The sequence below is a fragment of the Paraburkholderia sp. WC7.3g genome, from assembly GCF_050436345.1.
Classification (GTDB): domain Bacteria; phylum Pseudomonadota; class Gammaproteobacteria; order Burkholderiales; family Burkholderiaceae; genus Paraburkholderia; species Paraburkholderia podalyriae.
Genome location: NZ_JBNDMA010000002.1, coordinates 3,107,058 through 3,128,029, shown reverse-complemented (window position 1 = coordinate 3,128,029; position 20,972 = coordinate 3,107,058). Strand labels below are relative to the sequence as shown.

27 protein-coding genes and 1 tRNA gene are annotated in these 20,972 nt (G+C 60.5%); 18 read left to right on the top strand and 10 right to left on the bottom strand.

Annotated features, from left to right (window positions below; genetic code table 11):
• Positions 1-61: 61 nt before the first annotated feature.
• Both OKW43_RS25775 and OKW43_RS25770 read right to left on the bottom strand, forming a co-directional pair.
• A complete protein-coding gene (locus tag OKW43_RS25775; protein ID WP_429450569.1) occupies positions 62-1,045 on the bottom strand; it encodes a LysR family transcriptional regulator in 984 nt (327 codons plus the stop codon).
• A 374-nt stretch (positions 1,046-1,419) separates the two neighbouring features.
• A complete protein-coding gene (locus OKW43_RS25770) occupies positions 1,420-1,701 on the bottom strand; it encodes a DUF4148 domain-containing protein (protein ID WP_429450567.1) in 282 nt (93 codons plus the stop codon).
• Positions 1,702-1,992: 291 nt separating this feature from the next.
• On the opposite strand from OKW43_RS25770, the gene OKW43_RS25765 reads away from it, so the two are divergent.
• Both OKW43_RS25765 and OKW43_RS25760 read left to right on the top strand, forming a co-directional pair.
• Complete coding sequence (locus tag OKW43_RS25765; protein WP_312893027.1) at positions 1,993-2,826, top strand: GntR family transcriptional regulator; 834 nt, start codon at positions 1,993-1,995, stop codon at positions 2,824-2,826.
• Between the two features lie 879 nt (positions 2,827-3,705).
• Positions 3,706-4,068 carry a hypothetical protein gene (locus OKW43_RS25760; RefSeq protein WP_429450565.1) on the top strand — a complete coding sequence of 121 codons (363 nt, stop codon included), beginning with the start codon at positions 3,706-3,708 and terminating at the stop codon, positions 4,066-4,068.
• 25 nt (positions 4,069-4,093) lie between these two features.
• Here OKW43_RS25760 and OKW43_RS25755 read toward each other — a convergent pair whose 3' ends face one another.
• Positions 4,094-5,293: a tyrosine-type recombinase/integrase gene (locus OKW43_RS25755; RefSeq protein WP_429450563.1), complete on the bottom strand. Its 1,200-nt coding sequence runs from the start codon at positions 5,291-5,293 to the stop codon at positions 4,094-4,096.
• Between the two features lie 450 nt (positions 5,294-5,743).
• Here OKW43_RS25755 and OKW43_RS25750 point away from each other — a divergent pair.
• Positions 5,744-5,820 (top strand) — tRNA-Met (locus OKW43_RS25750).
• Here OKW43_RS25750 and OKW43_RS25745 read toward each other — a convergent pair.
• From OKW43_RS25745 to OKW43_RS25715, 7 genes are all read right to left on the bottom strand, one after another.
• Positions 5,777-7,375 carry a recombinase family protein gene (locus OKW43_RS25745; RefSeq protein ID WP_429451786.1) on the bottom strand — a complete coding sequence of 533 codons (1,599 nt, stop codon included), beginning with the start codon at positions 7,373-7,375 and terminating at the stop codon, positions 5,777-5,779. The genes OKW43_RS25750 and OKW43_RS25745 overlap by 44 nt on opposite strands.
• Positions 7,376-7,554: 179 nt before the next feature.
• Complete coding sequence (locus OKW43_RS25740; protein ID WP_429450561.1) at positions 7,555-8,061, bottom strand: hypothetical protein; 507 nt, start codon at positions 8,059-8,061, stop codon at positions 7,555-7,557.
• Positions 8,058-9,218 carry a RecT family recombinase gene (locus tag OKW43_RS25735; RefSeq protein ID WP_429450559.1) on the bottom strand — a complete coding sequence of 387 codons (1,161 nt, stop codon included), beginning with the start codon at positions 9,216-9,218 and terminating at the stop codon, positions 8,058-8,060. Before OKW43_RS25735 ends, OKW43_RS25740 begins: the two co-directional genes overlap by 4 nt.
• A complete protein-coding gene (locus OKW43_RS25730) occupies positions 9,215-10,123 on the bottom strand; it encodes a YqaJ viral recombinase family protein (RefSeq protein WP_429450557.1) in 909 nt (302 codons plus the stop codon). Before OKW43_RS25730 ends, OKW43_RS25735 begins: the two co-directional genes overlap by 4 nt.
• Positions 10,120-10,350: a DNA-directed RNA polymerase subunit alpha C-terminal domain-containing protein gene (locus tag OKW43_RS25725; RefSeq protein ID WP_429450555.1), complete on the bottom strand. Its 231-nt coding sequence runs from the start codon at positions 10,348-10,350 to the stop codon at positions 10,120-10,122. The genes OKW43_RS25730 and OKW43_RS25725 overlap by 4 nt, the downstream gene beginning before the upstream one ends.
• Positions 10,347-10,568: a hypothetical protein gene (locus OKW43_RS25720; RefSeq protein WP_429450553.1), complete on the bottom strand. Its 222-nt coding sequence runs from the start codon at positions 10,566-10,568 to the stop codon at positions 10,347-10,349. Before OKW43_RS25720 ends, OKW43_RS25725 begins: the two co-directional genes overlap by 4 nt.
• 58 nt (positions 10,569-10,626) lie before the next feature.
• Positions 10,627-10,779 carry a hypothetical protein gene (locus tag OKW43_RS25715; RefSeq protein ID WP_429450551.1) on the bottom strand — a complete coding sequence of 51 codons (153 nt, stop codon included), beginning with the start codon at positions 10,777-10,779 and terminating at the stop codon, positions 10,627-10,629.
• 215 nt (positions 10,780-10,994) lie between these two features.
• Here OKW43_RS25715 and OKW43_RS25710 point away from each other — a divergent pair, with 215 nt between their 5' ends.
• The 15 genes from OKW43_RS25710 to OKW43_RS25640 all read left to right on the top strand — a co-directional run bounded on the left by OKW43_RS25710 (position 10,995) and on the right by OKW43_RS25640 (position 20,942).
• Complete coding sequence (locus OKW43_RS25710) at positions 10,995-11,846, top strand: hypothetical protein (RefSeq protein WP_429450549.1); 852 nt, start codon at positions 10,995-10,997, stop codon at positions 11,844-11,846.
• Complete coding sequence (locus OKW43_RS25705) at positions 11,839-12,093, top strand: hypothetical protein (RefSeq protein ID WP_429450547.1); 255 nt, start codon at positions 11,839-11,841, stop codon at positions 12,091-12,093. The genes OKW43_RS25710 and OKW43_RS25705 overlap by 8 nt, the downstream gene beginning before the upstream one ends.
• A gap of 40 nt (positions 12,094-12,133) precedes the next feature.
• Positions 12,134-13,003: a hypothetical protein gene (locus OKW43_RS25700; protein ID WP_429450545.1), complete on the top strand. Its 870-nt coding sequence runs from the start codon at positions 12,134-12,136 to the stop codon at positions 13,001-13,003.
• A 14-nt stretch (positions 13,004-13,017) separates the two neighbouring features.
• Entirely contained in the window at positions 13,018-13,797 is a 780-nt protein-coding gene (locus OKW43_RS25695; RefSeq protein WP_429450543.1) for a hypothetical protein, read from the top strand.
• Positions 13,794-14,285, top strand: a complete 492-nt coding sequence (locus OKW43_RS25690; protein WP_429450541.1) for a RusA family crossover junction endodeoxyribonuclease — start codon at positions 13,794-13,796, stop codon at positions 14,283-14,285. Before OKW43_RS25695 ends, OKW43_RS25690 begins: the two co-directional genes overlap by 4 nt.
• Positions 14,282-14,509, top strand: a complete 228-nt coding sequence (locus tag OKW43_RS25685; RefSeq protein WP_184063986.1) for a hypothetical protein — start codon at positions 14,282-14,284, stop codon at positions 14,507-14,509. Before OKW43_RS25690 ends, OKW43_RS25685 begins: the two co-directional genes overlap by 4 nt.
• 10 nt (positions 14,510-14,519) lie before the next feature.
• Positions 14,520-14,732, top strand: a complete 213-nt coding sequence (locus OKW43_RS25680; RefSeq protein WP_429450539.1) for a hypothetical protein — start codon at positions 14,520-14,522, stop codon at positions 14,730-14,732.
• Between the two features lie 544 nt (positions 14,733-15,276).
• Entirely contained in the window at positions 15,277-15,783 is a 507-nt protein-coding gene (locus OKW43_RS25675) for a HigA family addiction module antitoxin (protein WP_429450537.1), read from the top strand.
• A gap of 1 nt (position 15,784) precedes the next feature.
• On the top strand, positions 15,785-16,219 hold the full coding sequence (locus OKW43_RS25670; protein WP_429450535.1) for an antirestriction protein: 435 nt from the start codon (positions 15,785-15,787) through the stop codon (positions 16,217-16,219).
• A gap of 86 nt (positions 16,220-16,305) precedes the next feature.
• Positions 16,306-17,046 (top strand): hypothetical protein, encoded by a 741-nt coding sequence (locus OKW43_RS25665; protein ID WP_429450533.1) that lies wholly within the window; start codon positions 16,306-16,308, stop codon positions 17,044-17,046.
• Positions 17,015-17,749 carry a ParB/Srx family N-terminal domain-containing protein gene (locus tag OKW43_RS25660; protein WP_429450531.1) on the top strand — a complete coding sequence of 245 codons (735 nt, stop codon included), beginning with the start codon at positions 17,015-17,017 and terminating at the stop codon, positions 17,747-17,749. Before OKW43_RS25665 ends, OKW43_RS25660 begins: the two co-directional genes overlap by 32 nt.
• The gene (locus tag OKW43_RS25655; RefSeq protein ID WP_429450529.1) at positions 17,746-18,477 is read left to right on the top strand and encodes a cupin domain-containing protein; all 732 of its coding nucleotides are present in this window, start codon (positions 17,746-17,748) and stop codon (positions 18,475-18,477) included. The genes OKW43_RS25660 and OKW43_RS25655 overlap by 4 nt, the downstream gene beginning before the upstream one ends.
• Positions 18,474-19,676, top strand: a complete 1,203-nt coding sequence (locus tag OKW43_RS25650) for a phosphoadenosine phosphosulfate reductase family protein (protein WP_429450527.1) — start codon at positions 18,474-18,476, stop codon at positions 19,674-19,676. The genes OKW43_RS25655 and OKW43_RS25650 overlap by 4 nt, the downstream gene beginning before the upstream one ends.
• Positions 19,660-20,226, top strand: a complete 567-nt coding sequence (locus tag OKW43_RS25645) for an IbrB-like domain-containing protein (protein ID WP_429450524.1) — start codon at positions 19,660-19,662, stop codon at positions 20,224-20,226. Before OKW43_RS25650 ends, OKW43_RS25645 begins: the two co-directional genes overlap by 17 nt.
• Positions 20,211-20,942 carry a hypothetical protein gene (locus OKW43_RS25640; RefSeq protein WP_429450522.1) on the top strand — a complete coding sequence of 244 codons (732 nt, stop codon included), beginning with the start codon at positions 20,211-20,213 and terminating at the stop codon, positions 20,940-20,942. Before OKW43_RS25645 ends, OKW43_RS25640 begins: the two co-directional genes overlap by 16 nt.
• Positions 20,943-20,972 lie beyond the last annotated feature (30 nt).

Sequence of the window (20,972 nt, the reverse complement as noted above, 5' to 3'; positions counted from 1 at the left end):
TCTAGCTCGCGCGCCGGTGCGTGGAGCCGGGATCTGACGAAAGGTATTTGCACTTTAGGACCTACAAAATGCCCGTCCACTGCAGTTCAGTATTGCTGAAATGGTGTTGTGCCGCTCCCACGGGAACGACAGTTTCGCGCTTGTCTTCACGTGGATTCTGGCGATAACGTTCTACCACGAAATCGACAAAACTGCGGAGCGCCACCGCCATGTACGGTTGTCCGGAATAGAGCACCCACACTGTCCGCGCGTCGCCGCACAATTCGATGTTTTCGAACACTGGCTTTAATGAGCCGTCTGCCAGCTCACCTTGAATGAGCGAGCGCGAAAGCCGGGCGATGCCGAGGCCCGCCTGGACTGCGCGCTTTATGAGCAGTGGGTTTTGCATGCTCAGAATCGGCCGTACCACTACGCGTTGCGTGCCATGCTTGTCACGAAATTCCCAGTAACGACTCGGCGCGTCCGACGCGACCAGCACATCATGCGACGACAGCTCCTCGGGGGTGCGTGGCGGCCGCCGACGTGCGAAGTACGCGGGGCTCCCGACAATTACGTCCCGCGTCTGTGCGAGCGGCCGGCAAACCAGCGACGAATCACGCAGGCGGCGCTCGGCGCTGAAGCATACATCGAAGTCTGCCACCGTGACATCGGCCATGTTATCGAATACGGTCAGATCGAACTGCGTACGCTGCTCTTGCACCCGGTACGCCGCTAGTACTTCGGGCAGATCGGTCGAAGCATATAAAGAAGACGCCGCAATACGCAAAGATCCGGCGAGTTGACCGGCAGCAGCTGCCATGCATTCGTCCATCGTCGCGAGCTGCCTGAGCAGTTCGCCACAATGCTCCCGATACAACTGGCCGGCAGGCGTCAGCGACACCCGGCGAGTGGTCCGGTTGACAAGGCGCACGCTGAGATGTTGCTCGAGTACCGCCACGCTGCGAGTGACGACTGAATTCGAGATACCAAGCTGCTTCGCCGCCTCGGCGAAGTTCAGGCAGTCGGCAACCTTGGCGAAAATGCGAACGGAGGCTAATTGATTCATGGAATCGTTTCGCAGCGGTCGGGGAATTTTAGGCTAGCTCGCTCGCGAGCCGTTGGGTTGGAAAGAACAGATGCCTGCGCATGAACGATGCGCCTCGCTTCACAGCGCGGCCCATTGACCTTACGCTACGTCACACACGTTTGCCCGCCGACAGACTGCGCGGTCTTCCGAAATCGCCGGCTTTGCCGGTCCGTGTGCGTCCGAGGCGGGCATTGCATCTTTACCCTAATCCTTCTTCACGAGGTCCATCACGTGCGTAGGCGACCTCAACGGGCGCAAGAAGAAAAGCGGAAAGGATTGCTATGTTCAATAAAGTCATCTTCGACTCCAGGTTTGACATTCGCGCGCAGACGCAGACATTCCTGGCGAGCTTGTCACTGCACCGTTTCACTAGAAGATTGCGTTGGCGCCGCTGAAACAGGAGATATTTCTGCACCATTGTGAGTGATCGCATACAGTGCCTTATTGCGTTCAATCGCAGCTTCGCTTGGCGGGTAGTCGTACTTCGGCGTAGGCACCAGACCATCCCGTTGCGCCTCGATGAGTTCCGCGCGAACCTCCGCCCGGGTTTTGCCAGTGGGCTGCGTTTGCGCCAAGGCACTCATCGCGATCGAGCACGCAAGCGCGCCAATCGCTATATGAGTTGTCTTTTTCACGGTTTTCTCCAAAGTCTCTAGGAATTTGCCAATCGGCCCGTTGATCGGATCCCATCAGGGCATGCCCGACGCAATGCACCGATGAGCCCATTGTCGTCAATTGACGTTGCTCCCAGACTGACAGCCTGATTACGATTTTGATATCTTCTTTCTGCCTTTGGCGATATTGCGGTGTGGGATGATGGCTGCGGGCTCTGCCGCACCTGGCGCGCCATGAAATTCGTCTTGACGGATGTATTGACGCTGACCGATAGTCACTGCCGAAATGATCCGTTCATTCCAGGCCCATGCGTGAAAGACACAACCCGCTCTCCTTCATCGCGCGCTGACCGTGTTTACTTCAGCGTGCGCGACGATATCTTCGAGCTGCGCCTGCTGCCCGGCGATTGCATGACCGAAGGCAGTATCGCCGACCGCTTCGGCGTTTCGCGCACACCGGCGCGCGAGGCGCTGCAGCGTCTTCAAAGCGACGGTTTGATGCACGGCTATGTGCGCGGCGGCTGGGAAGTGGTGCCGATCGACTTCAAGCGCTTCGAAGATCTATACGAAATGCGCAAGCTGATCGAGACGTTTTCGGTCAGCCGGCTCTTTGGGGTCGACGGCACCTTGTCCGCGACCGCCTTGCAGATGCTCGACCGACTCGACCGAATCTGGGACGTTCCTCACAGGCAGCGGGTTCGCGACGGCCGAGAGATGGTGTCGCTCGACGAAGCGTTTCACGAGGCGCTGGTCGTCGCTGCCGGCAACGCCGAGCTGAGCGCGGCCATGCAGCGCGTGACCGACCGCATCCGCGTGGTGCGGCGGCTCGATCTCGTCTATGGCGACTGCATCGACGACACCTACGACGAACACATTGCGATTCTCTCGGCCGTCCGTGATCCCGCGGCGGACCGCGCCGTCGAGTTATTGGGGTGGCACATAGAAGGAAGCAGGGCGGAGGTCCGCACGCTGACCACCGAGCGCCTGCAACGCGCCCGTACCGCATTGGAGCCTCACAGTGCTCCGTATGCACCACCGAAGTTGCGAGGCACCATCTCGAAGAGCAAGGTAACCAGGTCGTATGAACTGGAAGCCACACAGGTGCTTTCGAACATCCCCACCGCGTGGCCCATTCTGGACCCCTAGTGCACTCGATGAATAACCAGACGTGGAGCAATGCGCCGACGAATCGTCGTCCATGGACGAGTGGCGGCAAACGGCGACAAGGCTAGACGACTTTCGGTTTTGGATGGATACGTTACATTCCAATTGATGACGGAATATCTCGCGCGCTGGAAGGCGACGGCTTCGGCTAGACGGATCATTTGACGACACTCGCTTGTCGCGCCGCGGCGCCCAAAACCGGCGAAAGCCTATCCTGCCATCCCTCGCTTTTATGTTGTTTTTAATGCCCCAATCCAAACGTTTTCGGCGAGGTCGACCGTGATTTTCCGCGAGGTAGCCAGGGGAGTCCGGGCGCGACACGCCATGAGTCTGCTGGCCTTCTGTTGCTGGACTGCATACCTCCTCATCGCGAGTCTGTGATGTCGATTGATCGAGTCTGCATACGGTGCAGGTCGGTTCCTGCGTGGTAGTCCGGTCCATGGTCGATAGCTGTATGCCCGATGTCCGCGAGGCGTGCCGCTGCAGTCGGCAATCAAATGCCCCGAATCGGTGAGATCGATCCTGCTTCGGCAGCCTGCTCTGTTTCCAAAATCCGTGAGGTTGTTCCCGAGAGTGTGCAGGCGGGGCTGTCGCGAGTCTGTAGGGTAAGAGGAAAAATCTGCGCGCTTGTCGTGTTGCTGTCGGCAGTTGTGATGTCTACCTACATCCCTTCCGAATTTTTTTCAGGCTATCTATCGGAGTCTGTCGCACGTGGCCGACACACCAAAATATTTTTTCTATTCCGATACAATCTCACTAATTCCACGGCATTCCGGCAGCGAAATTTTAGCTAAAAACGGGTATTGACGGAGCCTTCCCGAGTGGACAAGATGAATTGAAGAAAGCGGGATGGAGCGACTTATGCCTGTTGCGAAGAGCTATACACGTGCGCAATGGGATCAGCTTGTCCACTCTCTCGAATCACTGCCTGTCAAGCCGGAGGCTGAGCAGCGCGTCTCGATCACCGATGCGATGAAAGAGATACGGGTGGTGATCGGCGCGGTGAAGGAAAAGGGATATACGCTGGAAGAAATCGTTGAGCATGCGAGAGGCAAGGGCGTCGAATTTAGCGTTGGGTCTGTCAAATACGCGTTATATCCATCGAAGAAAAGCAAGCCACCCCGGCAGCCGATAAGAGAATCTGCACGAGGCGATGCCGCACCGTCGCCTCGCACGAATAAAGTAAATCAGGGCACTCTCCGGGCCACACGCGTATCGCTTTGATATGTGCTCACGTGTAATTGCGGGATTAGACGGACACCTGTGTCAAGTTATCGATTAAGTCGGCCCAGCGCTGCAGCAACTCGCGACGCTCTTCTAACAGCAGCGCGCGATTGTAAACGCGGCTTACCGTAGAGCCGACGCTATGCGACAGGCACAGTTCGATTACGTCGTTCGGTGCCAAGGCTTCGTGCCAGTATGTGCTGAACAGCGTGCGGAAACCGTGCGGCTTTGCTTCTTCCGTGAAGCCCATGCGATCCATTACATTGTTGATGCTCCGGCCTGCCATTGGGCGCTTGGGGTCACGCCTGTTCGGAAACATTACGTCCTCGCCAGATAGGGCACGTAGCTCGCGCAGAAGCGCAACGGACTGACGCGACAACGGCACGACGTGTTCCCTTCCACTTTTCATGCGTTCAGGTGGGATGCGCCACTCGGCAGCGTCAAAATCGATTTCCACCCACTGACCGCCAATTACCTCGCTTTTGCGCGCGGCGTTCAGAATGATGAGCTTAATTGCGATCTTCCCCTGTAGGTCAGCGGGGTCGGCGTCCAGGGCGCGCAGGAAGTCGCCCAGGCGTGCAGTCTTTAGCGCGGCGTGGCTCGCCTTCGGCCCTCTGCCGGTCAGCTTCAGCGGGACGATGTTGGCGGCCACCATCCCGTGGTCGGCGGCATGCTCCCATATTGCACTCAGATATGTGCGCAGATTGTGCGCCACTTCAGGCGTGCGGGCGGATATGTCCCGCAGCAACTCCGCCAAATCAAATCGCGTAACGTCTGCCATCAGGCGATCGCCCAGCTTCGGAATCAGGTGCTTGTTTATCTCTCGCTCGCGTTGAGCGATAGAGGCGGGGCGCAACGAGCCGTCCGTACGTGCGCGCCAGACAGTGCATACAGCTCGGAATGATCCGACCTGGCGTTTCCGCTCTGCAATTTTCAGCTCCGTTTCTCGGCGCCTTCGATCCTCGGTCGGATGAATGCCAAGGGCTACCAGTTTGCGGGCGTCCTGATGCTTGCGGCGAGCCTCCGATAGTCCGACGTCCGGGTACTGCCCAAGCGACACCAGAACGGGCTTGCCCAGAACGGTCGCGCGGTATTGCCACAGGCGCGCACCATTGAATTTGACGAGTAGGTGAAGTCCGCCGCCATCTGCAAGCGTGTAGCTGCGCTCGCGCGGCTTCGAGTTCTTGCACGCGGCGTCCGACAGCTTGGTTGGGTAGGAATGCATGGCCGTATATCGGGCAGGCGATATACAGAACGATATACAGTTTTAGCCTGGACAGCCCAGATTTTCTTTGGATGTCTATGGTCTGAAATCCTTGTAGATGCTGGGCTTCCAGCCGTCTCATGGAACTCTGCGGATATCCTCGGTCATCGATGAAGATAGCAGGTGACGATTTTCACGGAAATATCCGATGCGTGCGTGATGAGAGCAAGGCCGATTATAGCGGGGGCCGCGCCGGTCGAAACCGGCGCCTGTTACGTCGCCCACGCCGTTCCCGTGCTCACGCGTGTTTATCGAGTCTCGAGTTCCAGCATCGCGAGGCTCGATAAGCGAGCTTGATCATCACGCCGCGCCTAGCGCGCGAAGAACTTTCGCCTGACGACGTCGTTTGAGAAAAGTTCTGCCCAGAGGTTTGACGTTTTGCCAGCGACCTTATATAATCTTTTTCTCTGACGCGGGGTGGAGCAGTCTGGCAGCTCGTCGGGCTCATAACCCGAAGGTCGTAGGTTCAAATCCTACCCCCGCAACCACAATTCGAGACTGATTTCCGGCAGCACAGACGAGCAGTTGTTCGGAAACGTCTTCATAGGACGCGAAGTAAGCACCGTCCTTCTTCTGTATCTCTATCGGTCCCATCAGCGTCGCAATTATTTGCCGCGCTTCATCGACGGATTCCCCCGATAACGCTTCCCTGAGTTCTGTTGTTCGTGCTTTCGCGCGTTGGGCAATTTCTGCGAACTGTTCGCTGTTGACCTTCGTTCGAGTCAAGGCCTGGGTAAGCGCCTCACGCTCGCCTTCCGCTTTTTTCAGCCGTTCCATCAGGGCCGCTGAAACGCCTATTTCTGCCAGCGCCTGCGTCAGATTTTCGATCTGCCGGTCGAGCGTGCTTACCTTCGCTCGAATCTCCCTGGCCGATCCGGCCGCATCGTCCTGTTCGTTCGCGAAATATCGGCGCACGGCCGAATCAATACCTGCCTGGGCGTCGTCGGACAGCAGTTCATCGCGCAGGATATTGAGCAATCGTTCGTCGGTTTCGGTGCGGTAAATGTTCACGCCGCGACACGCTTGCAGGCCGCGTTCCTTTCGGGTCACGCAGCCGTAGTAACGCTGGTTGATTGAAACCATTGCCCCGCCGCACTCCGGGCAGCGCAGCAGTCCACCGAACAGGCTGCGCGGCGCGCGTCCAGCCCCCGAAGTCCCGGCGTTCAGGCGATCCGCGCCCATGCGCGTGCGCACTGAGTGCCAGAGGTCATCGCTGACGATGCGGTAGTGGTCGCGGCGTTCGGTTTTCCATTCGCTTTCCGGCCTGTCCTGGCGTACACGCGCGCCCGTGTCGGGGTCCTTTATCCACTGCGAGCGGTTCCAGATATAGATACCGATGTAGGCCGAGTTATTGAGAATGCCGGAACCCTTGCGCGGTGAGCCGTACAGCGCGGAACGCATCCAGGTTGTGTTGCGCGGCGACGGCACGCCGAGGCCGTTGAGTTCGTCGCATATCCTGAAGGTGGACCAGCCCGCCGCGAACTTCTCGAAGATGAACCGCACCCACTTCGCCTGTTCGTCGTTGACGCGGTAATCGCTGCCATGCTCGCCCTTGACGAGGTCGTAGCCGTAGCTTTTGCCACCTGCGACGAACCCGCGATCCACCTGGCCGGTCTGCCCGCGCAGCGTCTTGCAGCGAAGATCATCAATATAGAGTTCGTTGACAAGGCCGCGAACGGTCCGCTGCACCTTGCGGCTACTCGAGGTTGAATCGTAGCCATCGGACACGCCGAGCACGCGGATACCGCGAAACTCAAGCCGACGCAGAATGGTTTCCTGCTCGACCTGATCGCGCGACAGGCGGTCCAGCGCTTCGACGACCAGTACATCGAACCGGCCCGCCATCGCGTCGGCCATCAGCTGCTTGCCGCCAGGACGTGATTCGACCCGCGTCCCACCCGAGATACCTTCGTCCGAATGACGGGCAACAATTTCGCACTCAGCCAGCGTCGCAACGCGACGCGCACATACGTTTATTTGGTCCGTGACCGATGTTTCTTTCTGTTTGTCCGTTGAGAAGCGGGCATAGATTGCCACTCGCATTTCGATTCGTTCTCCGTGTTGTTCGCCGCTCGGGAACCCCGTACCATGTCGCGCGCTACGCTGCGCGCGAGAAGATTTATCAGGGCTTGCCATGCTTCAGGATGCTTGTCCCGCAACAATTTTAGCCTCCACATTCGTTGTAGGCTTTCAGCGCATTCCGAATCCGGGCGCTGTCCGGTTCATTCCTGGTCGTCGTCGAGGCCGTTCGGATCGGGCACGTCCATTGTTCCAAGCGTGTGCGGCCGGCGCAGAAAATAGACCGTGTGAGCCGTTGTCGCTTCGTCGTCCGGGTACACATGGATGTGCCATACGAACGAACAGGTGCCCCCGTCCTTCGGCTGGAAACGAACGCGATCCAGACGCGCGTCCATGAAGTGCAATTCGGCCAGACCGTTGTCGTCTTCGTCACGCAGCGCGAGCTTTACGCCCGCAAATTTGCCCGCCCAATGCAGCGTGCCAAGCTGTGGGTTTCGCAGTACCGGCGTACTGTCCGGGTCAACGATATCGGCTTGCCGATCCGCCTCATATAGCGAACCGCGCAGCGTCGGCGACATATCATCGAGCGCAGTATTCGGCAGGTCCGCTTTGATGGTCAGGTCGAGCGCAAGCCGTTCCTCTTCGCCGTGAAATTCCACGCGCGTGTTGATGTGTTCAAGCCTGACAGGATGATTTTCAAAATGCATCATTGCTCACTCTCCATCCTGTGACGTTTCGCTAGATAGAACTCTTCCAGCTCTTCGCGCTGGCCTTCGTCCGGCACGGTGCGTATCAGGTCGACGGCAACATCGAGCGCGTCGAGCGTTTCCGCTTTTTCCAGCGCGTCCATGACCTGGGCGAACGTCATTGCTGCCACTTCGTCGCCGCGATCACGTTTCGAGCCTGCGTCAGCAGGATCGTCCTGCGCGGGTTGCGCGTGCGCCGCTGCGCGTTCGGCACTCAGCTTGTCGCTGTATGCCGTGCGCGCGATTTCCTTTTCCTGATCGGTGCGCAACTTCGTAGCAAGTTCGCCTGCCGCCGTCATTTCGCCGCTGTTCGTTGCTTCCGCAATGGCCTTCAGAACCTCGTCAAGCGTCGGCGCCGCATTGCGTGTAGTCGCGTTCTTCTTCATGCGCTCCTTGACGCTGCTTGTGCGCGACGATCCATGGGCCGCGGATTCCCGTCTGACTTCTTCGGCTGGCCCCATGTCGCGCATGCCGTTGTCGACCACGTCGAGTTCGTCAGGCGTGCGCACGCCAAAGACAATTTCGGACGCGTGAAGCCGGGACCAGCGTTTACCGGACAGGTAGGCAATCTGCTGCTTCGGGTCATCCGCCCATAACGTCGAGTTGCGCACGCGCGCCTGCTTCATCAGGATCGTCAGCACGCGCGGTTCGCGCTCACCCCTGAGCGTCGCAAAGCAACGCACCCCAACGCCTTCCTCGTCCTCGATGTTCCATGCAGGCACGCGGTATCGGACAGGCTCGCCGTAGTCATTCTTTTTCGTTTTCGACTCGCGTTCAACGAACTGCCCGACGATCTTTTCCCAATCGCCGAACCAGTCCCAGTTGATGCGATCCACCAGCAGGCCAGATGTATTGACAGCCGCGATGATGAGTTGCGCCTCGTAACCGATCTGGTTGTTGACGAAGTGCGTTTTTGCCGCAACGGCGAATGGATTCATACCCCATTGCAGCGCCTGAATCGTCACGGCTGCGCAATTGCCGGGTTTGCCGCGATACGGTTCCGGAACGGTGACGCCAGCCGTCGCCATCAGATTCGCGAAGCGCTCGATGTAGCCAAGCATGTCGGGGTTCAATTCGAACCGTTTCAGGGTGCGCGGTTCCTCTTCAACTGTTGCGATCATTCGGCAACCTCCTTTCCTTCCTTCGGTTTGCTGTACGTCAGCGTCGTGTAATCGCACGCATCAACGCTGTACGATGGACGGTGGACGATCTTGCGTTTGTACGCGCCACCATTGGGAAGTCGGCCGATTGCGGCTTCACCCATTGCGTGCAGAATGTGGGCGCGTGCGCCGTCGCTAACGGCTTGGTACGCCTTGACCTGCTCATCAGCTCCGACTCGAACGTTGTGCCAGTCCATCAGCGCGGCGTCGAGCGTGACCGTTTCGCCGGTCGTGCCGGGATAAAGGCGCTTCAGGATTTCAACCGCATGCCGGTGCGAGTAGTCGAAAGGCGGCGGCTCGCCGGTTTCCACGAACGTCCAGAACGTCATTTCCTGATCGATCAGCAGTTCGGAAAATTCGGGGTCGCGCTCGATGGTGTAAGTGACAAGACGGTTGCCACCGACAACCGCGCCTAGGTGCCAGGCGTCGTAGTTCAGTACCGTCAGATAGTGATGGCACTGGCACAGATATTCGACCGGAGCCTGATCCGAACCCTGTTCGCCCCACTCGCCGGAGAAGCGGAAGAAATCCGCATTGACGTTCTTCGCTTCGAAGCCTTCGCGCCGACCTTCAACGAGCCTGTCTACGGACGCAGCCATAAACTGGTACTTCGGGTGTCGGATGATCTGATTGCGACGGCGCAGACGCACACCCGTGCGATGCGCAAACATATCGGCCGCGATGGCTTCCATCGCCCGGCCGAAGCGGGTTGTTTCGTTGTCTTCGCGCTCGCCTGTTGTCTGCCCGGTCTTGTCCAGCCACAACTCATAGGCTGTCTGATAGCGCGACTGTCCGATAGCGGCGGCGGCGTCGCTGCCGCCGATGCCCTTGCGGCGCTCCGCAAGCCAGTCGTCCCTTGCATTCATGGGTCTAATTCCCTGAGTGAAAGACCGCGTTGCGTCAGCGCGTCCACAACGGCCCGAACAGAATCCGGGCCAACGTGCGTAATCAGCAACAGGTCGCGCGCACGACGCTCGCACAACTCGCCTATCGACGTGATACCGGCCGCACGAAGCTGATTGGCGATCCGTACGGACAGGCCAAGCTCCGCAATTGGCTGCCGGGCAAGCAGCGAGAAGTCGTATGCGCTCATTGCTGCGGACCCGGCAGGACGCGGACGAACACTGTCCATAGACCCGTTTCGATGTCGCGATACTGGCCGGTGATGACCGGCGACCGGGCCGAGCGAATCGAATCACAGACAGTCAAGGCGTGCGCGTAAGCCACTTCGCTATCTGGCGACCGGACAATATGGTTTTCCCCACCTTCTTCATGCGGAATTGACCAGTGTTCGATAAATGCGGTTGACACAATTTGCTCCGTGTCGAAATAACATGGATCGAAAGATAGGCGTCAAGCCGGGTTGAATTCAAGAAAAAAGCGAAAACCCACTGCCGCAAAAAAGATTATCAGTTGCCGCTTTCAGAACGGCCGTTGATTTTTTCTTCTCATACGCATCAGGAGCTTGCGCGGCGGGTGTCGAGGATGAATTTACATAACCTGACGATAATGGTTGAAACATCCAATTTTCCTAAGTGAATGCACCTATCCCCTTGATTTTTTATAAAAGACATCTGTGTACTTCCATGCACTTGCATGCACTCTTAATACAAGTAAGCGTAATTGACGGGATGCCTTTTTACGCCTAATTTTTAGTCCGTGAATCCAGTAAAGGAATTCGTCATGCTTACTGCGACAGACGATTTTCCCGGGGTGACGACACCGTAGGACGACGCGATGAATCCAGCCGATCAAGGAGCGCGCCTTACCGGCTCGGACGGCAAGACGTACCCGCGCAGCTACAAGGTCAACCGCGACGCGATTCGGCAGGCCATCGAAGCCGATCCGACCGCGACCAACACGGCGATAGCCAGGCTGACCAGCGCGTCACGCGATACGGTTATCGACGTGCGCCGCAACATGACCGCCCGCGCCGGGGCGCTGGTCGATGCACGCTACGTCGCAATGTGTACCGCCATTGCGGAATGCCATCGCGTCGATGAAGTGAAAGACCTTCGCGACAGGGCACTCGCGCTCGAAGTCTATGCAAGGCAGGCGAAGAACACCGACGCCGAACGTAAGGCGTGCGCAATCCGCCTTCGCGCCGAACGCCGCGCAGGCGTGCTGCTGAAAGAACTTGCCGAAGCGGAAATGCGGGCGACGCCGAAAGGCAATGTCAATCCGGCGAACGCGTCGCCCAAGGTGTCGCACGATTCGACACCTTCCCGCCCGCAAACGCTTGCCGATCTTGGCGTAACGCGCGATCAGTCTTCGAAGTGGCAGAAGCTGGCCGCGATTCCTGAAGCGCAGTTCGAGGACGCGCTGCGCGACCCTGCAGGGAAGCCCTCAACAGCAGCGCTTGTCCGCGAAATTCGCAACGATGTCGCGGCGACTATCAACCGGATTCCCGAGGACGTGCTCTGGATATGGGGGCGCGTGCGCGACTTCGAAAGCGACGGGTATCTATCGAAGAATCCCATCGCGATCTATGACGCGATGACGGACGCCATGCAGGCCGACATGCGGCGCATCGTGCCGGCGATGGCCGCGTTTCTGTGCGCAATGCTGGAAGGGGCAAACCATGACTGATTCCGGAATCAAGGGAAGTTTCGCTATCCGCGTCGCGAGGCGCGCACGCACGCTGGACGACTATGAGCGCGCGGCGCGCGTCGTTCTGCGCGACGCAGAGAACATTGCACGTCACGTTGGCGGCCGTCTTGCTGCGCTGCGCGATCAGGATGCGCGTTCACGCGCGTTGCTGCGCGATGCCTCCGGTACGAGGGCCAGCGATCTGCTGTTTTCGATCCATGAGGCGTTGCAGGCAGAACAACGCTGAACATGGCGATGCTCAAAGGTATTGCCGAGAGGTCCGCGTCATGAACTGGCTCAAGATCGAAGCCAACACGCCCGACAAGCCCGAAGTGTGGGCAATAGCGGCAATGCTGTCGATGGACCGCGACGCGGTTTTCGGCAAGCTGTTTCGCGTGTGGCGGTGGTTCGATGAACACACCGAAAACGGTAACGCTCGAAGCGTTACCAAAACGTTAGTCGATGACACAGCGGGCGTTACCGGTTTCGCCGACGCGATGATTTCCGTTCGCTGGCTGACGATTGACGATGACGGCATTTCGATGCCGCATTTTGACTGGCACACCGGCGCATCCGCGAAGAAGCGCGCCCACACTGCGATTCGCGTCCATCGGCATAAAGCTGCTAACGCTCAGGGAAACGCTGATGCTAATGCTTCAGGTAACGCTACAGGCGTTAGCAAAACGTTACCCAAGATAAGAGAAGAGAAGAATAGAAATATAAAACCTAAAAACAAAAACATACGCGCTTCGCGCTTCGACGCGCAGGCGCGTCTTGTATCCCTCGGCGTTAATCCGCAGATCGCAAGCGACTGGCTGACCCTTCGCAGTGGCAAACGCGCGAGCGTAACCGAAACGGCCATCGCGGGGATTGAGCGCGAAGCTGCGAAGGCCGGCATGTCGCTCAACAACGCATTACAGACGTGCTGCGAACGCGCATGGGCAGGATTCCGCGCGTCATGGCTCGACCGCGAGCGGCACAGCGGACCCGGGCCGCCGCATGGCAACGGCGCACGCAACGGCGCGGGGTTGTGGTCGCTCGATGGCCCCGCGCTCGACGCGCTGGCGCGCGAACTCGGCATCGTGGCGGCACGGCCAGGCGAGAGCATGCAGGCGTTCATCGGGCGGATTCAGACGGCACAGAACCGGCTGCACTAGGCGAAGGTGCGAACGTGGACGACGACAGCAAGGCGAACGGCACCGAGGCGGCGCGCGATCCGCGCTGGGGCTTCTGCGAAGCGTACGGCTGCCCGCTGTTCGGGACGGTTGGCCGCGCGGGCAAGTGGCTTTGCTTCTGCCACTTCGAAGCCGACGCGGGCGCCAACGATGTCGTGACGCGCATCATTCGCGGTCATTTCGCCGTCTATCGCTCGGTGGTTGACGTGCGCCGGGGGCTTGTGTCGGAACGCTGGCCGCTGGTGCGGCGCGAGGTGCAGCAGCGCCTTGTCGAATCTGGCTATGCGGACCTGTTGCCTGACGAACGCGATGCTTCGCCATACCGGGCTGGCCGTCCGAACACACCGCAATGGCTCGCGCGCCTTGAGCGCTTCCTGCTCGACGCCGTGCGAGAAGGCCTGCGCGAACTCGCCGTACAGGACGGCACCGGCAGCGGCATGGCAAGGCGTCCGCTGGCGTCCAGCCGGGAGTGCGTAGCGCGCATGCGTGCCATCCTCGCGCCGCTCGCGACACGCGAGCCGTCCGCGCGCTGGGCTTTTGATCTGCTCGACGGCATCGCCGCGAAACCCGCGAACGCGCCGCCGCCTGAAGCCGTGCGGATTGCACTCGAGGCGATCCGCTCGCCAGCAGGCCGGGCGTATGTCGTGAACGCGGCGGACGAGCAGCGCGAGCGCTGGCGTGTCGCGCTCGAAGTGCTTGGCGGGACGTTGGCCGACATCATGCCGTCGCGCGTGCCGGGCGAAGACGACGAAGAGCCGCATGAGGTTACAGCATGAGCGCGATTGCGTTCACGATCCTGGGCGAACCCGCTGGCAAGGCGAACAGCCGCGAAATCGTTTCGCGTCGCTATCGCGATGACGCGAACCGCATCCGCTCGCGGCCGATGTCGATCAAGTCGGACAAGGCGCGCGCCTATGAGTGCTACGCGCTGCGGCAGATTCCGCCGCTGTGCCGCGTCCAACTGACCGGCCCGGTGCGCGTCACGCTGCGGATTTTCTACGCGTCCGAACGGCCGGACCTCGATGAATCCGTGATTCTCGACGTGCTGCAGGACCGCTATGCGAGGGTGAAGGCCGGTCGTGCCAGTGTGCGCGAGCTGGTACAGGCCGGCGTCTACAGGAACGACAGGCAGGTGCGCGAGAAACACGTCTATCACGGCATCGACCGCACCAATCCGCGCACCGAGGTCGTCGTTGAACCGCTTGCAGCACAGCAGTGCGTGCTGTCGTTCGCGCACGCGCTATCGATGGAGGCCACGCCATGAACCTGCGACAGAGAGAGGTCAGAGTGATCCGTTCCGACCAGATGCGCCACCGCGCATTGCACGACGCTGCACGTTTGCGCGAAGCGCTCGCGCTGATTGCCGACCTCGCGGAAGGCACGACGAGCGCGCTCACGCTGCCGGATATCGCGCGGATTGCACGCGCCGCGCTGGTGGGTGCGGAACCAGCGGACCCGCGTCAGCAATCCGGCGCGGTGACACACTGAGTGGGAAGCCGTGAACAGATTTCCGGTCGCCGAATGCGCGCCGCTCGTAAGCGTGACCCTCGCCGATCAGGTGCGCGCGGAAGCGATCCGGCGCGGCGGCGAATGGAAGGCGCGGGCTGATGAATGCGCGGCACGTGCGGTCAAGTGGTACGGACGCAGACCATGCAAGGGTGAGGACCTGCGTATCGTGTTTGGCGAAGTGTTCAGGGCTGAGAGCACATAGCCATGCACCGTTGTCCGTGGCCCGGTTGCGAACAGATCGTCCCGCACAATACGTGGGGATGCCGAAGACACTGGTACGCGCTGTCGAACGATCTGAGAGCGTGGATTGGCCGCGCCTACCGTCAGGGAATCGAGCGCGGCGACCATCCTTCGCGCTCGTATCGGGACGCGCACCGCGCCGCGCTCGAATGGATACGGGAGCAGACCAGCGGGACGCGATCAGCCGCGTATCAAATCTTGCCAGCGGACACTAAATCCTCGCCGCCCCGGTTGCAATCCTCGCCCGTCAACGCGGCATCCTTGCCGCCTCGGAAGAAGTCTGAGTCTGGCCGAAGTTTGCCTCTGGACAGGCCTGCGCGGTCGCCTTAAGGTGGGTATGCAGTTGTTTGTAATTACCCACTTATTAGATAGGATTCCCGATGAAAGCGACGAAGACCACCACGAACCACGCCGCAACGAAAGCACCGGTAGAACAGGCAGCAGCGGAAGCACCGGCAACGAAAACGATGGCCGCGAGTGTGGTTGAGCCGAAGGCAAAAACGACGGTGGCGGCGAAGGCGGCTGCAAAAGCTCCGACGACGAAGGTCGCGCCGACACCCGCCGCCAAGCCTCCCGCGACGAACGTCGCGACCGCCGACAAGACGCCCGTAGCGAAGGCCGCGCCGACGCCTGCCGAAAAGACCTCGACAACGTTAGCGCCGACGCCGCCTGCATCGAGCCAGTCCAGCGGTGGAAAATCTCTTCCTCAGACGGCTGGCGCAGCGCTCGCTGCGCGAATCGCCGACGCGCGCGTGACTGAAGTCAGGCTGGCGAAAGCGATCAGCGTTGCGCCGCGCCGTATCCGCGAGATCATCGAGGGCAAGCGCCGGTTGACGGCTGATACGGCGGTTCGCCTCGCAGTGTTCTTCGGGGACGATGCGATGACCTGGATGGACTACCAGCTTGCGTATGAAATCGCCCAGGAGACTCAGGAACTGTCCGACGTGCTCGCGTCGATCGTTCCCCTGGCGCGCGTCGAGCAGACCCCTGTCGTCGCTTTCAAGGGGGCGTGAGATGGCGAGGAAAAAGCCGACTGAAATCGTTGCGAAACTGGTCCCTGAAAGTCGTCGCCTGAGGTTTCTCCCGAAAATGATTGGCAGATTTTTATGGCCGATCGCAGAGAACATGGTGTACTCCTACGCGGGCAAGCTGTCGCCAGAGTATGCGCACGGGGCCTGGAATTTTTACGAGCTATCGAACGGCAGTTTCTATCTGGCTCCCCGCGCGCCGGAACGGATGACATTGATTGTCGAGGGTAATCAGTTCGACGCGTCAATGACCGCTGACGCTGCCGGAATCACGATCAGCCTGTTCGTGCTCAACCGGCTGATATGGACGATCCACGATCAGGGCGGCGACTATGACGACCTTGTTGACCGGTATTACGCGCTACGCGAGTACGCATGCGAGCATGACGAGAACTCGCTCATCCTGAGGGCTATCGACTAGCGATCTGGCGCACCAGTCCAGGCCCGCCGAGCGCAAGCCTGAGCGTTCCTGACGCCAGGCGCGCTGGTGGGCCGGATTGAAATTACTTGACAACCGGCAAAAACAGTCGAATATATGCAAAGATTAGTAGTCGCCGAACTGCACCCGGAACCCGCCTCGAGCGGGTTTTTTCGTTTACGCGCCTGGTTTCACCACACGGCTTGCCCATGAAAGACACCTATATCGGTACCGCAGCGGCGCTGCGTGATGCGCTCTCGCACGCCGTCTTGCGCGGTGGCGCGTCGTCGCTCGCCGTACTGCATCAGTCGCCATCGGGCGACACGGTGCTGACCGGTACCGACGCCACCGCGCAGGCCGCGCGTATCCGCTATCGGCTGGACCGTTTGACGGTCCCGCAGCGCGCGCTGCTGGTGGTCAGCTACGCACCCCGTAATCTGACGTGCGCCTGTCATCGCCCCTGCTGCGCGGGGCACTACCCCAATCCCGAATGGTCGGGCGCGCTCGCGCTGGTCATCGCACATACTGCGCCGCTCTTTACCGGTCATGTCCCGAACATCCGTTTGCGCTCCGCGCTCGTCGCCAATATCCTCACGCATACCGCCGAGACCCAGATAAGCCTCGCGCAGCGCTGCGGCGTACACCGGCAGACCGTTGCCGAACATACTGCGATCCTCAGCGCTGCGCTGAGCGGCACGCGGCAGAACAGTGGTGAGTTCGACGCAGCGTTCGGGCGCATTGACGCGCTCCTGCGTGAAGCGGGAATCGTACGCGACGAATCCGCATCAGACGTCACGAATGAAGAAGCAGCCGCCGTGGCCTGCAGATAGCGTGGAGCGATGGCCGCTTGCGCGGCTGCAGCTTGCGACGCGCAACGCGCGCAGTCATCCACCGGAGCAGGTAGAGAGCCTTGCAGGGTCGCTGCGTGAATTTGGCTGGACGATTCCCGTACTGGTTGACGAGTTAGGCGAAATTATCGCCGGACATGGGCGTCTGCTGGCCGCGCGCCAGATCGGGCTGGACGATGCGCCCGTAATCGTGGCGCGGGGATGGAGCGAGGCCCAGAAGCGCGCCTACCGGATTGCGGACAACAAGCTCGCGCTTAACGCATCATGGGACACGGAACTGCTCGCGCAGGAGCTTAGATTACTCACCGCTGAGGGCTTCGAGCCCGATCTGCTCGGTTTCTCTGACGCTGATCTGGCGCGGCTGACTGACGATACAGACAGGCTCCGGCTCGATCACGCCGCGCAGATTGGCCAAGTCGCAGACCTGACGGAATTCGGTTTCGCAGGCGCGAACGCCGATACGCGGGAACGGACTCCTGTCAGTACAGCCGCTGACGCTACCGTCAGCCCTGAGGGTGTTTCGGCCGTGAGCGATGCAGCCGGTTCGCTCGCCGTCTTTTCCTGCATGGTCCGGGTCGCTGACCGTCAGATTCTGTTTGACGCCATTGCCCACGCGAGGACGCGCGGCGCAGCCGATAGCGGTGCGGCGCTGGTACTGATCGCTCGCGAATGGTTGAACCCATGACCGCAGACGCGCCAACTCACGCCTTCACGGCTTACGGCTGGCAGCATGGCTATCTGGCTGACGCATTGCAGGCGTGGACAGAGGACCTCGCTATGACTGAGCCGCTGGCGACTCACTTCGGCTACGTGCATGAGGGGGCAGCGCGCCTGCAGCACAACGGCCATGCGTGGATGCTGCACGCCGGCCAGTACTTCTGCGTCCCGGGCCGGTTCACGCTGTCTGCACGGAGCAGCCGCGGAGTCATCATGCGGCGCGCTGGCTGGCGCGGCCTGTTCATGATCGGCGGTCCCGTCGAACACAGGGGCCGCCTGCGCTATATCGACCAGTGCAGTGATACCACGCTGGTCCAGCCGGTTCGCTGCGGCGATCCCTGTCTGAACCTGCTGTACTTCCCCGCAGGTGTTTTCCAAACCGCCCATACGCATCCATCGGACCGGCTTGGACTCGTTCTCTCAGGGCGCGGGACGTGCGTCGCACGTAATGCGGGCGCTGATGCCCGCATCGCGCTCGAAGCGGGAATGATCTTCTGCATCCATGCGAACGGCCTGCATCACTTCGCCACCGACCGGGGCGACGAAATGCGCGTGCTCGCGTATCACCCGGATTCCGATTGCGGGCCTACCGACGACGATCACCCGATGATTAACCGGACCATCGTGGACGGCGTATCAGCGCGCAATCTCGCCGCGATCCGCACGACCGGCGACGCGACACTGGAACGCTCATGAGCGGCAAGGCGCGTGTGACGCTGGACCGGCATTACGTGGACGATACTGTTCACGATGCGGCGCTGGAACGTATCCGGCATCTGTACAGCCGGTTCGACCGGATCGTCGTCTCGTTCTCGGGCGGGAAGGATTCGACCGTCGTGTTGCATCTCGCGCTCTCGGTCGCTCGCGAGACCGGACGCCTGCCGCTAGAGGTTCACTTCTATGACGAGGAGTGCATTTCGCCCGACACAGAGGACTATGTAGGGCGCGTGCGCGCCCAGCCCAATATCGCGCTCACCTGGTATTGCGTGCCAATCAAGCATCGAAACGCCTGTTCGCGGCAGCAGCCGTACTGGTACTGCTGGAATCCCGACGAGCGGGAGAAATGGGTACGCCCGATGCCGGCGTGCGCTGAGGCGACGATGCCGGGTTTCGCGCGGGGGATGATGATCCCCGATTGTAGCCACCTGCCATTCGCGGGCCAGTCCCAGACCGTCGCGATGCTGCGTGGCATCCGCACCCAGGAATCGTTGCGCCGGTTACGGATGACAATGCGGACGCGCGTCGATAACTACATTCATCAGAGCCCCAACGCGCGTAACGTCTGGTTGTGCGATCCGATATACGACTGGCGGTTCGAGGATGTATGGGTCGCGCCGTCGTGCTTCGGCTGGGACTACAACCGCACGTATGACCGCTTCGAAGCGATGGGTCTGGCGCATGCCCAGCAGCGCGTCTGCCCGCCGTTTGGCGAAGAACCGCTCAACCTGCTGCACACCTGGGCGATCTGCTACCCCGATCTGTGGCACCGCATGACCGCTCGCGTGCCAGGCGCCGCGACAGCGGCACGCTATGCGCTGACCGAGCTTTACGGTACGCACCTGCGCGAGCCGCCAGAAGGTCTGACGTGGCGGCAATGGACATGGCGGATCATCAATCTGTACGATGAACCCTGGCGCTCGCGCGTGGCACTGTCCCTCAAGCGCGCGATAGAAGTTCACCAGCGCAAGACGAAGCGGCCCATTGACGACACAAGAGCCGATCCGATGAGCGGCGTATCGTGGCGCGCGCTCGCGCAGATCGCGCTCAAGGGCGATTTCAAAAACCGCAAGGCTGGTGGGCTGGTCACGCTTGCCGGAGCGGAGCAGAAGCGACGGGGGGTGACGCTCGAAGAACTGCTTGCAATGGAAAACGACAACGATGGCACCCGCTATTGAGTCAGCTTCCCCGCTACAGGATGACGTGCGCGGCGCTATCGAACGCGCTGCCGTCTCTCGCGTGAAATGGGTACATCGCGATTGCGTGCGCGCAAACGACTACAACCCCAACCGCGTTGCCCCGCTGGAACTCGAACTGCTGGTTCTCTCGATCCTCGAGGATGGCTTCACGCAGCCGCTTGTCGTGCTGAAAGACAGTAGCGGTTACGTCCTGATCGACGGCTATCATCGCTGGCTGGTTTCTGGTGATCCGCGAATCCGCGAACGGTATGGCGGCTACGTTCCGGCTGCGGAGATTGGAGCCGATCGGGTGCACCGCATGATGTCCACGATCCGGCACAACCGCGCCCGTGGCACGCACGCTGTTCTACCGATGGCCGGGATTGTCCGCACGATCATCGAGGCAGGTGTACCGGTACCGGAGATCGAGCGTGGACTTGGCATGGAACCGGAGGAAGTAGACAGACTTGCAGACCGTTCCGGCATGCCTGAACGCGTTGGCAAGCGCCTCGCAAAAGCGGAGTTCGGCCGCGCGTGGATTCCGTCCTGACGCTGCGTGTATCGATGCTTGAACTGTCGATCAGCTCGAACATTGAGGCCGTGTCGCGCAAGCTCTCAGCGCTGGCTTATCGGCAATTGCCCTTTGCCGAAGCACGCACTGTGACCGAACTGGCGAAGCTCGCCGCCGACGCCGAAAAGAACGCACTACCGCAGGTATTTGACAACCCGACGCCCTTTACGGTCAACTCGGTGGCCGTGCAGCCCGCGCGCAAGGGAACGCCCGTTGCACGCGTCTATATCCGCGACAAGGCCGCTCGATACCTTGCACCCTATGAATTCGGCGGCGTGCAGTATCTTGGCGAGAAGCCTGCGAATCTCGTTCCGGCCGGCGCATCGGCGAACCAGTACGGCAACCTGCCGCGCAACGCGATCCGCAAGTACATGGGGCGGCCTGACGTGTTCATGGGAAGCGTCAAAACGAAGCGCGGCACGGTGTACGGTTTATGGCAGCGTCGATTTCTCCGCGAACATGCTACGGACATAACCGGGGACGTTGCGCAGCCCGCGAAGCTCAGGGGCAGACACAAGCGGCTGGCGAAAGACGCGAACACGACCGGCCGGCTTCGCCTGCTCGTTGCGTTCCGTGCGCCGGTCGAAACGAAGAAGCGGCTCGAATTTGGCGAGCGCGCAGAAGCAGTCGTGCAGGCGAACTTCGACCGCGTCTTCGGTCAGGAACTCGCGAGGGCTGTCGCGAGCGCGCGATGACCGCATTGGCAACGGTAAGACTTTAGCCTG

Excerpts from the sequence above, each read along its gene's own strand:
- OKW43_RS25775 (WP_429450569.1), bottom strand. The coding sequence starts at position 1,045 with ATGAATCAATTAGCCTCCGTTCGCATTTTCGCCAAGGTTGCCGACTGC.
- OKW43_RS25760 (WP_429450565.1), top strand. The coding sequence starts at position 3,706 with ATGCCTGTTGCGAAGAGCTATACACGTGCGCAATGGGATCAGCTTGTC.
- OKW43_RS25755 (WP_429450563.1), bottom strand. The coding sequence starts at position 5,293 with ATGCATTCCTACCCAACCAAGCTGTCGGACGCCGCGTGCAAGAACTCG.
- OKW43_RS25745 (WP_429451786.1), bottom strand. The coding sequence starts at position 7,375 with ATGCGAGTGGCAATCTATGCCCGCTTCTCAACGGACAAACAGAAAGAA.
- OKW43_RS25740 (WP_429450561.1), bottom strand. The coding sequence starts at position 8,061 with ATGATGCATTTTGAAAATCATCCTGTCAGGCTTGAACACATCAACACG.
- OKW43_RS25735 (WP_429450559.1), bottom strand. The coding sequence starts at position 9,218 with ATGATCGCAACAGTTGAAGAGGAACCGCGCACCCTGAAACGGTTCGAA.
- OKW43_RS25730 (WP_429450557.1), bottom strand. The coding sequence starts at position 10,123 with ATGAATGCAAGGGACGACTGGCTTGCGGAGCGCCGCAAGGGCATCGGC.
- OKW43_RS25725 (WP_429450555.1), bottom strand. The coding sequence starts at position 10,350 with ATGAGCGCATACGACTTCTCGCTGCTTGCCCGGCAGCCAATTGCGGAG.
- OKW43_RS25715 (WP_429450551.1), bottom strand. The coding sequence starts at position 10,779 with ATGTTTCAACCATTATCGTCAGGTTATGTAAATTCATCCTCGACACCC.
- OKW43_RS25710 (WP_429450549.1), top strand. The coding sequence starts at position 10,995 with ATGAATCCAGCCGATCAAGGAGCGCGCCTTACCGGCTCGGACGGCAAG.
- OKW43_RS25705 (WP_429450547.1), top strand. The coding sequence starts at position 11,839 with ATGACTGATTCCGGAATCAAGGGAAGTTTCGCTATCCGCGTCGCGAGG.
- OKW43_RS25700 (WP_429450545.1), top strand. The coding sequence starts at position 12,134 with ATGAACTGGCTCAAGATCGAAGCCAACACGCCCGACAAGCCCGAAGTG.
- OKW43_RS25690 (WP_429450541.1), top strand. The coding sequence starts at position 13,794 with ATGAGCGCGATTGCGTTCACGATCCTGGGCGAACCCGCTGGCAAGGCG.
- OKW43_RS25685 (WP_184063986.1), top strand. The coding sequence starts at position 14,282 with ATGAACCTGCGACAGAGAGAGGTCAGAGTGATCCGTTCCGACCAGATG.
- OKW43_RS25670 (WP_429450535.1), top strand. The coding sequence starts at position 15,785 with ATGGCGAGGAAAAAGCCGACTGAAATCGTTGCGAAACTGGTCCCTGAA.
- OKW43_RS25660 (WP_429450531.1), top strand. The coding sequence starts at position 17,015 with ATGAAGAAGCAGCCGCCGTGGCCTGCAGATAGCGTGGAGCGATGGCCG.
- OKW43_RS25655 (WP_429450529.1), top strand. The coding sequence starts at position 17,746 with ATGACCGCAGACGCGCCAACTCACGCCTTCACGGCTTACGGCTGGCAG.
- OKW43_RS25650 (WP_429450527.1), top strand. The coding sequence starts at position 18,474 with ATGAGCGGCAAGGCGCGTGTGACGCTGGACCGGCATTACGTGGACGAT.
- OKW43_RS25645 (WP_429450524.1), top strand. The coding sequence starts at position 19,660 with ATGGCACCCGCTATTGAGTCAGCTTCCCCGCTACAGGATGACGTGCGC.